Here is an 11,545-nt window from a genome sequence, read left to right on the forward strand (position 1 = left end):
AAAAGCTATAAATACTGCTCATGATTTGTCTTCAAAAAGGGGGGAGGCATGGTCACCGGAATGTCGGGCCGCTTTGACGGTTTCGCTTCCAGCGGTGAGCCCGGGTTATGCTGCCGGGAATTCTCGGGCTCAACAGTCTATCGAGCTTCGAACCACGTCCGTCCTGCCAATCAAGGTAAAAAGGACCAGCCTCCGAAGCTCCTCAGGCAACTCAAACAAGCCCTCCGTGCCCGCCAATACAGTCTCTGCACCGAAAGCACCTACTGCCAGTGGGTGAAACGGTCTATTTTCTTCCACAACGTTCGCTATCCTGCGGAAATGGCCGAGCCGGAAATCAATGCTTTCCTCACCCATCTCGCCGTAAAGCATAAAGTCAACGCATCAACACAGAACCAGGCCTTATCCGCACTCCTTTTCCTCTATCGCCATGTCATCGGTCACGACATCGGAGAGTTGGGCGACGCTGTCGAAAACTCAAAATGAATGTTGATGAGGGGGATTCTATGCCTGAGAATTCATTAAGCCCGTTTGGAAATCCAGAAGGTGCACGTGCCGATCTTGAGGAGGTTGCTCGGGGGTTCGTGGATTTCGGTGATCATCTTGTATGGAAAGGCCTTGCCACCAAGCCTAATGATTTACGCGCCAGAGTTTTTGTTGGAAAAAAGGGTTCAGGAAAAACACTTTATCTGAGAAGAGCTCATGACTTTGTAGCTGCGCAACAAGACAATCTATATGCCGGAAGTATAAATGACAACGCACCATTAACGCAAGAAATCATTAGAATATCCCGGTTTTTCAAGAAACATGAGCTCCGTGAAACATGGTGTCAGTTATGGAGAAAGGCTATAATAAGGTCAGCAGTTTCTCACATCATAAATAATGAAATTTTAGTTTCTCAAGTAGGGGATAAGTTGTGCTGCAGCTTTAGGTCCAATTACTCGGAAATTTTATACGATACGGAAGAAACGCGATATCCGTCAGGAATTTTTGATGAACTAGGTTCAATTCTTCAAAAGAACTTTACGAGAAATTCCATTCTTAAATATGTTACCAATACAAAATGGGGTCAGCTAGAGACCGAAGTGGCCATAGCCCTTAAAAAATGTAAACCTGTTTGTTTGTACATGGATGGAATAGATGATCATTTCCAGCATGCTCCAATGTACTGGCTTGAGTGTCAGATTGGCCTTTTTAATGCAATAATGAGCCTGTTAAGAGATCAGAATCTTGGAGGGAGATTGCACGTTACCGTTGCGATTCGGGATGTTGTGCGTTTAAAAATTCTTCAGACTGAACACAACCTCAGAAACTTTGAGGAGGAACATATTAGAGTATTAAAGTGGGATGTAAGATCAATTTCATATTTATTAAGTGAGAAGGTGAAAAAGCTTAATAATGAACTTTTTCACTCTTATGATGGTAGCAAAAGTATAAATTCATGGCTTGGATTATCTGAATTTGAAAATAAAAAACGGAATAAAAAAGAGAAAATAGAATCTTATCTACTAAGACACACTCGGCTACTTCCTCGGGATGTTGTAACAATGGGTAATGTGTTATGCCAAGAATTACAAAGATTAAAATGGTTCCCTGAGGTATATACACTGCCGGAAGCTATTAAGCGTGGTGTAAGTTTTGCTGCTCGTGAATTTGGTAAGGAACAACTGCAAATCTGCGGAACTCACCTCGCAACGGATATGAGTCCGACAAAATTCGAACATAAAGACTATGAAAAATTTCTTGGCACTGACGAATACAAAGCCAACTTAGCCGATAAAATTAAAGCATATATATCAAGTTTTAAGAAAGATCGATTTACTCGAAGTGTATTATTGAGGCAGGAAGAACTGGCAAAGGAATATTTTGATGAAGGGTCTGATATTATTAATGTTTTATGGCTAAATGGTATGCTTGGATATGCTGATAGCTCTGACAACTCAGGCATAGTTGTCTTTTACTCTGATGATGGAGGTCCTGAGTTTAAACTTCCTCGTGATAAAAAAGAATACGCCTTTCATTCCTGTCTGATTGACGCCACTGGCATACAGCCTTCTGGTAATCCAGTCTTGCAACAAGGTGTCATTCTATGATTCATACATTAATATATGAAAATTGGAATCAATTTAAAAGTACATTTTACAAGGATTTATTTTCCCAAGATTTATTTCTATCTAATATTTTTATATTTCGTGGACAGTCCAATGGCGACTGGCCTTTGATATCAAGTTTTGACCGATGGTACGATAAATTAATTTACAAAGAAAACCGTAAGACCATTGCTAGCGGCTTAATTGACTACTTTTTAAATGAATGTTATGACCCTATCCTATTAAAGGAAATATCGGCCAATCAAGATATTGGAATTGCTATGGCTCAACATTATGGGGTTCCAACCCGTCTTTTGGATTGGTCTGAAAGTCCATATATTGCAGCTTTTTTTTCTTTTATTGATTGCTTAGAGAATTTTGAGGAATTTGATCCTGTTTCAATTTGGGCACTCCGACTTGATTCGCCTATCTTTTCTTCGAAAAACGCAAGAGTTGTCAAATGTCCAAAAATATACAACGATAGGCTTAGAAACCAAAAAGGACTTTTCACCTTATTGGAAACAGAGCACGCCAGCATTAATGACCTTGTATTAGCTAATTCTTGTTCTGCCTCCTTAGTTAGAGCTTTAATTCCTTCAACCGAGGCAGTCCATGCCCTCTCTGATCTTTCTGCTATGGGAATAACAGCCGCAAGCCTCTTCCCCGATTATGTCGGCGCTGCGATTGCTGCCAAAGTTTCCATGGCATTGGCGCGGATTGGGGAACATGTAATTGGAGGTCCGACCAAGTGACCTGTGGGGGCTCTTTGGGGGGGACCAAAGGAACTCATCGTAATAATTGGAGATCTTTGGTCCGACCTGGCCATTTTACTACCCATGTCCTGAACCGTGGCCGGCAGGAGTTAAAAGTCCTTTTGACGATCTTTGATCATCTTAATCGACGGTTTATACGGGCCCGTATAAAACCCGAGAATAAATTGGTGAAAATTGGAAGTTAAATGGAAATTAAGAAGAAAATTCAAGAAATCCCAAAAACGGGCCGGGACGATGCTCGATTGCACTCGCAAGGCGGGTTTAGGGTTACGGGTGTCGACAGAATGAAGCTTTATTGGATAAGATGGGGCTCTCGGGGGTCGGACCAAGGAAACTCCTTGAAAAAACGTAACCTTTTGCGAAAATAGCCCCTAAAAAACTGCCTATAGCCCGATTTTTGGGGGCAAAATCAGGGTTATAGTTTTTCGGCTGAAATTTCCCCTGCTTGGCACAGGGAGGGAGCCATGGCAAGAGCCAATCGGCATCGCATTCCCGGCTGTATCTGGCACATTACCCACCGCTGCCACAAGAAAGAATTTTTACTGAAATTCGCCGGCATCGTTTTGTGTCCTGGTTGCGCGAAGCCCGCAGCCTCCTTGCAGATTTTGAACTACACGGTTACCTCCAATCATGTTCATCTGCTGGTGAGAGACAATAACGAGGCCTATTCCATACCGCCAGCCATTCAACTGGTAGCGGGCCGGGTCGGCCAGGAATACAACCAGCGAAAGCGTCGCAAAGGAGCTTTCTGGGAAGATCGCTACCATGCCACCGCCATAGAATCCGGCGAACATCTGCGCCGCTGCCTTGTCTATATCGATTTGAACATGGTACGGGCAGGAGTCGTGAATCATCCAGCAGAATGGGCTTATGGCGGATATCACGAGATCCAGGGAAATCGCCGCCGCAACACGCTCCTTGCGTTGGACACCCTTGCGGAGGCGAGACAGACGGGCCGGATTCGTTGGCAAAAGCACATTGGGGTTGGATCGAGGGAAAATTGGCCTCGGACAAAAGCAGACGAGAAGAGATTTGGACAAAGGAGTGTCGCGGTCGGTAGCAAGCGGTTCGTTCAAAAGATCCAGGAAAACCTCGGAGCGCGAGGGATAGGGAGAAGTGTGGGGGCAAACGGCGATGCCTATATGCTTCGGGAATCGCCGGAAACCTATAAGGGCGGTTTTTACCCCGAAAATCGAGTTATAGCACTAAATAACTGCTATTTTCGGACTGATTTCTATTAAATATCGAATAGTTAGGTTGGTCCGACCCCAGGGCTGCCGATATCAAAGTCTGCTGGAGTTTCTAGAACGCCCAGCGACGAAGGAAAGCGGGATTGAAGGCAAAGCAAAGTACGAGCGGGTAAGCACAGTTGGCGAAAGAATCCTACGGTCGAAACCGGGTCCAATGCCGTAACGCAGTACGTGTACGAACCCGTTGAGGAACTGACGGCAGAGTACGAGGTCCGCCCCACAAGACTGACGCTTGATCAGGGAGCTGAACTAGGATTGGGCGGCGCACGCATTGAGATACGCAGGCGGCTAGACAATCATCTTGTTGCTTATGCTCAGTACTACTGGAACAACAGAGAGTTTCGGGCGTGCCCACAGGAGTCCCATAGCGGAATGTTCATCTATCACTTTGTGGCTGGAGCTCTTGGCGTCAAGAATCCAGAAGGGCCGAAGTGATCGCGATCAGATTCCTAACCCTGCGGTGCAGGGGACGCTCCGCCTATCGGCGCCGCGCCCCTGACCTTGAACGTTATGCGTTACGAGCTTGAATTAAGCGAGAGTGCTATGGACTCACAAATTGATGTGGTTATACAGAAAACAGCCAAATTAAAGGACCGGCTTGGCCTGCTTGTTACTAAGAATGAATATCCAACCAATAGAAGAAGCCAGATTTTGCTGGCATATCACAGCATATTGGCAGAGCACCACTCAGCTATTTTCTTCTTAATCCAAAATGATCTCTGCGGCTCCGCCTTCGCTTTAGCTCGACCAGTTTATGAAACTCTTTATCGTGCCCACTGGATTGCAGCCTGTGCTAACGAAACGCAGGTAAATAACCTCTTCGAAGACAAAGACATTTTTCCAAAAATGCATGTTTTAGTTTCGCAAATTGATAAAGCATTCAATTCTGGCAACTTTTGGCAAACCATAAAGAGAAGTACCTGGAACCCTATGAATGATTACACTCATTCGGGAATACGCCAAGTTGGTCGCCGATTTAATGACAATCAAGTGCTTCAAAATTATGAAAAAGAAGAAATTCTTGAGGTCTTAAATGGTACCAATATGGCTCTTTTGCTCATTGCAAGCCTGTTTTTCAGTTTCTTCGGGAAAGATGATGCGTACAGTGAAGTTAGAGAAATGATTTTGAATTACAACAATTGAAATCAGCGCATAACAATGCCATGCACGGGGATGGGAATTCCGTTGCGCTCCATTCCCACCTGTGATGGCCACGTTCGGCATGGAATTAAACAAATGATAACTGTTCGACCAGAGAGGGTTGAAGACCAAGCAGCGATTCAGGGTGTGAGAGCTGCAGCTACTGCCACTCTCCGACAGATCTATCGTCCCAAACAAAGGGCCATCGAAAACAAGTCCCGGATAAGCCCGGGTCTTCAAAGGCTCGTTGCGGTCGTTGATGGACAAGTCGTTGGAACGGTCCAGTATTACATAGAAAACCAATCGGTTTGCCTCGTTGGCCTTGGGGTGGCCGCAGACTATAGACAAAAAGGTGTTGCTCGCAGTCTGATCCGCCACTTGGAGAATGTCGGTAAAAGGGAAAAGGCAATTCAGCTTAAACTGCACACGGTTAAAGAAACGGGAAACGTGGATGTATTCAAACGGCTTGGATTCACAGTCGTTGCAGAACGAGAAGACGATTTTTTTGAAAGTGACAGGTTTGATAAGTTGACTGATGTTGAGCTGATTATGCAGATCCCGAGCACAGCGCCGAACCATAAGGTCAACCGGCCTGGTGATACAGGGGAGATTTCCCGAGGAAGTCTCTACTAAATTGTTCCGGCACGACGCAGCCGGTTACCAAAATCGTAGCGCCTTACCGCACGCGGCGACTTTCATCCACATCATCTGCGAGCCAAGCCTTGATAAGCGACTGATAAGGCATATCACGTTTGTTCGCTTCGATTTTGATGCGATCAAGCAGAGCTTCCGGCAAGCGGAGCGATATTGTTTTGGTTGAGGGCTTCAGGTTTGGAAAAGAAGCGGGCCGAGCCTGGCTCCAATCCATGTAGTCGGTGGAATCATGGCTTTCCCAAAATTCTCTTTCCTCAGCTTCAGTCTTAAACTCGGGCATCTTTTTTTGTTTGCTCATAAATTGCTCTCTCTTTATGGTGCATATCACGAGCGGAAATCACTCGGATCAGAGTACCGCTACCTCTCAATGTGAAGGTGATATGCAACAAGCGTGTATCATCGGTTTCACCAAGGGCGTGATAACGAGATTCTTTTTGGCTGTGCTTGTTGTCTTCCAGGATAAGCAGCGGTTCATTGAAGAATATTTGCTCGGCCTCGGACTGGTAAACGCCGTGCTTTTTCGCGTTCTTACGCGAATTTCCTTCGTCCCAGTCAAAGCCTGTTATCTGCGCCCAGTCGATCATGGTTGTATATTATCAAAATATACATAGTTGTCAACCAGCGCTAACCACGGCATTGAGCAGGACGCGCAAAAAGCCGCGCGCCTCTCATGCCAAACGTTGAAGCTGTAGAAAAACCATGAAATGTGGTAAGATGCGGGAAAATTTCATGAAATAAAGGAGGGGATTGCCGGTGGCCCGCTTCAAGTCCTACGACTACAACCAGACCGTCCTTTTGCCGATCGATTTCGAACAACAGATCCTGCCCTGCACTTTTGAACACTCCCTCCATTACCTGGTCGACAACGAACTCGACCTGAACATCTTCGATTCCAAATTCAACAACGACGAGTGCGGCCTTCCCGCCTACGACCCGGCTATTCTGCTCAAGATCGTGCTTCTGGCCTACTCCCGCGGAGTGACCAGCAGCCGTAAGATCGAAGCCCTGTGCCGGGAAAACGTGATTTTCATGGCCCTGTCCGCCGACAGCCGGCCCCATTTCACCACCATCGCCGACTTCATCTCCTCCTCCCACGAGCAGATCGCCGACCTGTTCCAGCAGGTGCTGATGGTCTGCGATTCCCTGGGATTGATCGGCAAGGAGATGTTCGCTATCGATGGCTGCAAGATGCCCTCAAACGCCTCCAAGGAGTGGAGTGGCACCCTGACCGATCTGGGGGGCGGGTCCTGATTGCAGATATCGCGTTTCCGAGTGCAGCTGCGAGGGACGCTGCTGCAGAGATTTGTAGCGACAGTTGGGATGATACCGAGCACTATTGGGTCGCAGAGGAAATGCTGGTAGTTATTGAGGGTGCCGGGTTCAAGATGCATTTTCAGCAGGTTTCAAGTTGTGCCGGCATAGTTCAACTTTCGAAAATGGGTTAGCAAATACATCAACGCGTTTTGCTGTTAGATTGGTCCGAGCCCCCCTTTTGGTCAACAAGCACCGTGACGAGGACAAGCAGACGGGAAGACGAGCAAAAAGAAGCCCTGACTAAGGCCGGCTGCAAGATCAAGGAGTTTCTGAAAAAGAACAAGCAGCACCTAGGCCGCAGTCATATGTCCAATGGAAGCTATTGACCAAGCTGCACAATATGACCAAGGTTCACCGTTACGGCTGGTCCTTGTGAGAGGGAAGGGTGCATGTGCCGTATATTGTTAAAATATACATAATCCATAGGATTGAGCGGGATGTGCAAAAAGCCGCGTGCCCTCTCATGCTACATGTTGGCAGAGCTGGCTGATGCAGACCCAAAGTTTTGTTCTTTTGAGGTAATTCAAATTATGAGCTTGGTCTTCCTGAGCGATCAATTGATTCGCGATAATGACGAAACTGATTGTGCCATTATGTCCTTGCTTGATGAGCGGAATAATAACACTTTATTTTACATTCCTTCTCAAGGAGACAAAGACAGGTTTTTCTATTCAAGGATCGTTTCGTATTATTCACGGTTCGGAATACGTGTGATGGATTATTTCGATCTAGAGAATAAATTCGAGGAAAAAAGGATTGAAGAACTATTTAATGCAGGTGCTGTCCATTTAAGTGGAGGCTCAACTTTCCATTTTCTTCAAAATCTCCAGAGAAGAAATTTTTTACCAGTTCTTCAAAAGTACGTGGCAAACGGGGGAACCCTTATTGGTGTCAGCGCAGGTGCTCTGTTGATGACGCCGCATATTTCGGCATCATTAGTCTATGGTGATCCATTAATAGAGGGAATGGATACTCAAGCCCTGAATCTCGTAGATTGGGAATTCTTTCCGCATGTCAATTCTCTGATAACGGAAGATAAAATTATTGCGTATTCAAGGCAGACGGAGAAAATAATACTATCTTGCGAAGATGGTGATGGGATTATCGTGTCCGATGCGGGGACTCGGTACATCGGAAATGTTAAAGAGTATTTCAATGGGGCCTTGAGGGACAATAAGGTGTCATCGGGGTCGGACCAGCGGAAACCGTCGATTTAAAATGCGAAATTTCAAAATATGGCTCTTAGAGGCGTCGGCGGCAGGCGCTTGGGAAGCCTGAAAAGCGGAAATTGTTGGAACGGGATCTTCCGATGACGATGTCGGTCCCTGCTTGATTATCCAGTATCAGTCCTGCAGCGGTGGTATTGCAAAATGTCCCATTCACGATTCTACGTTCTTCTGAAGGAAAGGGTTCTCCGGTTACTGTTTCCACCGGCACTGGCATGGTCGCTGCTCCTGCTCTTCGCCGAGGAGGTGGGCCGTATGCAACGGCTGAATCCTTTTCCCGAAGGCACGGCAACGCACCTCCTGTTCGAGGCGTTTGTGGATTGGCCGTTGCCGGTCTTGACGGGCTTCCTGGCAGCCGTCTGGCTGTTGCGTCGCTGGCCAGTCTTCCTGCGCCTGTGGCCGCCCGCATCCGTGGCCGTTACCCTGATTCACCTCCTCTTTCATGGCGCGCTGATGTTCGCAGGCGTGACTATCGGCACGGTGGTGATCAGTTATCTCTTTTATGATCCCGCCACTGATCCGCAGGGTCAGTTCCATCTCTGGGTGTGGGCGGGCGGGTTGTTGCACGCCGTTGCGCTCACACCACTCGCGGCACTGCTCACGGTGTGGTGGGCTGCACGCCGGAAAAGAGGGGTTGCCGGATGAAGAAAGGTCTATTGCTGGTCGCATTGTTGGCCAACATTGTGGCGCTTTTTTGCGTCCTCAACCCCTGGTTCGAAGACTGGATGAGCCAAGGCATCATCTTTTTCGTTCTCGAAGCGGTCTTTCTGATGCTCATCGGCGTGCCGGTATTCGTTCATCACCTTCGCAGGGGATTGTCGGCGCGCGAGGCGCTGGCCGCGAGCATGGATTCGGTGATGAGCTTTCTTGCGGGTTGGGTTTGATGCTCACAAGGCGCAAAAGGGCGGAGTGGGCGACCGGCTGCAGCCCGTCGCCGCCGCTCTGGGGCTGCCGGTGCTGTCAGGTTTCTGTGTCTGTCAACTCGCTTGCGGACCAATTCACAAGGGAGCCAGTTGCCCATGATCCGGATCCTCGGTGCAGTGCTGATTATCGGCAGCGGTCTGTTGGTCCTCTATGCGGAAGGATGCAACTGGATCGCTCTATGGAACCTGATGCCGTTGGCACTGGCTGCACTTGCGATCATGCATGGTCCCGGTGCAGAGCGACCGTCATGGAGTGCTGTCATTTTTGCCGGCGTCACGGCACTCGCTATCACTTTGACACATGCTGCCTGGGTCTTCGACTGGAGCGGAATACGGACAGGATCATCCACGGCGGGGCTGCTTTTGCTGTTTTCACCGATCTATTCGGTTCTGCTCGGCACGGTTGGTTGGGCAGGGGCAAAATGGCTTTCGTCTATCTTTTAAGAGGGTGAGTACCACCTGGAGGGATATCGCCGTATCGTGTTGCTGCTCATACACAACTATACTGCCGCTCAGCCCTTCTTGGTTTGAAAGAATGAGTAATAGATCATGATCATACTGAGAGTTTCTGGAAACCGATAAGCTTGCAATAGGGTTAAGGAGACTGCCGATGCCTGTTTACCGCTTAATGGATTCTTCAGATGTCCGCAAAAATAGCCTCTCCCCCATCGCCTGTTTCTTACTGGCAGCATCCCTGATCCTTTTTGCCGGCTGTACAACCGTTCACAAGGATTTCAGGTCTTTTTCCCCTGTTTATGAACCAGGCGTCAAAGTGGCGGGCAAGGTGGCGATTGTGTTGTCTGACGAACTCTCCTCGTTCTATTACGTGCCTCGGGATTTCCAGGAATTTTCTTTGGGACCGGTTATTTGCGAAAACGCCCGCAAGGCAGCGACAGCGGTATTCGGTGAGCCTCTTTTTTTTGATAACATGAACGATGCCGTATCCGCTCATCCTGATTTTATCGGGGTATTGCGACCCAGAGGTGCTTATCTCTACAGCATAAAGGAAATTCCAGTTACGGTCGTAACCTACGCGTCATTGACCTGGGAGTTGTTCTCCGGTGACAGCAAAAGACTTTACGGGGCTACGATTTACGGGGATGGGAAAGACCAGCGGACTTTGGGCATGGCTGATGTGCGCTACGAAACAAGCATGCAGCAATGCATGGACGCGCTTGCCGCCAACCTGTACAAGGTCATGCTGGAGGTGCCCCAAAGAGCGAGCAAAAATCCTGCCGCTTCAGAGCAGATTCGCAAAGCAGTTGAGGGGTATCAGCGGGGGAGCACGACTTACGCCCAGCATCTTAATGAAAAGAATAGGGAATGGCATCTTTTCGCCCTGCAAGAACGTGTGGAATTTAACGGAAGAAACTTCAGCTATGTGTTCGATCCGGTCTCGAAAAAACACACGTCCGTCATCGGCTGGACATCTCATTGGGGTCTCCGTCTGCCGGCCATGGAATCGCTTCGGCCGTCCGTCTATCTGCCGCAGAGCATGATAGAACATTCAAAAGTCAAATCCGTTTTTATTCAGGAAATGGTAGGGTCTGTTTATGACGACCGTCCGCTATGCGAGCTCGTTTTTGAGGGTGACAGCATCTCTGAATCGGTTCTCAAGTACCGGTCCTGCCCAAGTGATTTTTCTTCGTCGTCCGCCTATCTTTCGGTGGATGCTTTTGAAAATCGCAAGCTCAATGACACGGCTTGCAAGTGGCTAAATCTGCGGTTGGGCATGTCCAGAGAGGAAGCGGGACAACTGATCGGCGCACCCAAGCGGTTAATTTACGATTCCACTGTGGATGCAACGACCTTTGAGTACGGGTATGGTAGGGTGAAGTTCTATGGAAAAAATGATGAAGGTTTGTCCGGCTGGCAGCTCGATTAATTCGGCTCTCCAAAGCCGGCGCTGGGGAGTGTCTCCAGAACCCTTTGGCAGAACGGAACTTTCTTGACATCAAAAAGTCAAAGTCTTACAAACAGAGCCGGGGATTTTGAGTATATCCCCGAACTTGCTTTATCCGTCGATCAGGGTGTTCCCTTTTTGCGGTAAATGGCATCGTTTTCTCAAACCGTACCACAGTCCTGCAGAACAGGCGGCTTTTTAAGGACGGATTCGAGGCAGCGAAGGGTCTAACGGCAAAGGCAGGGTTAACCAGGTTTCGGTTAGCCCTTTTTTAT

The 11,545-nt window shown here is 48.0% G+C and carries 14 protein-coding genes; 12 read left to right on the forward strand and 2 right to left on the reverse strand.

Annotated features, from left to right (window positions below; genetic code table 11):
* Positions 1 to 48 precede the first annotated feature (48 nt).
* The 6 genes from R2940_02645 (at position 49) to R2940_02670 (ending at position 5,883) form a co-directional block, all read left to right on the forward strand.
* Complete coding sequence (locus tag R2940_02645; GenBank protein ID MEZ4598669.1) at positions 49 to 483, forward strand: site-specific integrase; 435 nt, start codon at positions 49 to 51, stop codon at positions 481 to 483.
* Entirely contained in the window at positions 480 to 2,090 is a 1,611-nt protein-coding gene (locus R2940_02650; GenBank protein ID MEZ4598670.1) for a hypothetical protein, read from the forward strand. Before R2940_02645 ends, R2940_02650 begins: the two co-directional genes overlap by 4 nt.
* The gene (locus R2940_02655; GenBank protein ID MEZ4598671.1) at positions 2,087 to 2,839 is read left to right on the forward strand and encodes an FRG domain-containing protein; all 753 of its coding nucleotides are present in this window, start codon (positions 2,087 to 2,089) and stop codon (positions 2,837 to 2,839) included. The genes R2940_02650 and R2940_02655 overlap by 4 nt, the downstream gene beginning before the upstream one ends.
* A 485-nt stretch (positions 2,840 to 3,324) precedes the next feature.
* Positions 3,325 to 4,101 (forward strand): transposase, encoded by a 777-nt coding sequence (locus R2940_02660; GenBank protein MEZ4598672.1) that lies wholly within the window; start codon positions 3,325 to 3,327, stop codon positions 4,099 to 4,101.
* A gap of 552 nt (positions 4,102 to 4,653) precedes the next feature.
* Complete coding sequence (locus R2940_02665; GenBank protein MEZ4598673.1) at positions 4,654 to 5,253, forward strand: hypothetical protein; 600 nt, start codon at positions 4,654 to 4,656, stop codon at positions 5,251 to 5,253.
* A 93-nt stretch (positions 5,254 to 5,346) separates the two neighbouring features.
* Positions 5,347 to 5,883, forward strand: a complete 537-nt coding sequence (locus R2940_02670) for a GNAT family N-acetyltransferase (protein MEZ4598674.1) — start codon at positions 5,347 to 5,349, stop codon at positions 5,881 to 5,883.
* Between the two features lie 43 nt (positions 5,884 to 5,926).
* Here the strand turns inward: R2940_02670 and R2940_02675 are convergent, their stop codons facing one another.
* On the reverse strand, positions 5,927 to 6,202 hold the full coding sequence (locus tag R2940_02675) for a BrnA antitoxin family protein (GenBank protein ID MEZ4598675.1): 276 nt from the start codon (positions 6,200 to 6,202) through the stop codon (positions 5,927 to 5,929).
* Entirely contained in the window at positions 6,171 to 6,488 is a 318-nt protein-coding gene (locus R2940_02680; protein MEZ4598676.1) for a BrnT family toxin, read from the reverse strand. The genes R2940_02675 and R2940_02680 overlap by 32 nt, the downstream gene beginning before the upstream one ends.
* A gap of 169 nt (positions 6,489 to 6,657) precedes the next feature.
* Between R2940_02680 and R2940_02685 the strand changes: the two genes are divergently transcribed.
* From R2940_02685 to R2940_02710, 6 genes are all read left to right on the forward strand, one after another.
* Positions 6,658 to 7,155, forward strand: coding sequence for a transposase (locus R2940_02685; protein ID MEZ4598677.1), 498 nt, complete (start codon positions 6,658 to 6,660; stop codon positions 7,153 to 7,155).
* A 500-nt stretch (positions 7,156 to 7,655) separates the two neighbouring features.
* The gene (locus R2940_02690; GenBank protein ID MEZ4598678.1) at positions 7,656 to 8,435 is read left to right on the forward strand and encodes a Type 1 glutamine amidotransferase-like domain-containing protein; all 780 of its coding nucleotides are present in this window, start codon (positions 7,656 to 7,658) and stop codon (positions 8,433 to 8,435) included.
* 264 nt (positions 8,436 to 8,699) lie between these two features.
* On the forward strand, positions 8,700 to 9,089 hold the full coding sequence (locus tag R2940_02695) for a hypothetical protein (protein ID MEZ4598679.1): 390 nt from the start codon (positions 8,700 to 8,702) through the stop codon (positions 9,087 to 9,089).
* Positions 9,086 to 9,328, forward strand: coding sequence for a hypothetical protein (locus tag R2940_02700; GenBank protein MEZ4598680.1), 243 nt, complete (start codon positions 9,086 to 9,088; stop codon positions 9,326 to 9,328). Before R2940_02695 ends, R2940_02700 begins: the two co-directional genes overlap by 4 nt.
* A 135-nt stretch (positions 9,329 to 9,463) precedes the next feature.
* Complete coding sequence (locus R2940_02705; GenBank protein ID MEZ4598681.1) at positions 9,464 to 9,811, forward strand: hypothetical protein; 348 nt, start codon at positions 9,464 to 9,466, stop codon at positions 9,809 to 9,811.
* Between the two features lie 166 nt (positions 9,812 to 9,977).
* Positions 9,978 to 11,252 (forward strand): hypothetical protein, encoded by a 1,275-nt coding sequence (locus R2940_02710; GenBank protein MEZ4598682.1) that lies wholly within the window; start codon positions 9,978 to 9,980, stop codon positions 11,250 to 11,252.
* Positions 11,253 to 11,545 lie beyond the last annotated feature (293 nt).

The organism is Syntrophotaleaceae bacterium, assembly GCA_041390365.1.
Classification (GTDB): Bacteria; Desulfobacterota; Desulfuromonadia; order Desulfuromonadales; family Syntrophotaleaceae; genus JAWKQB01.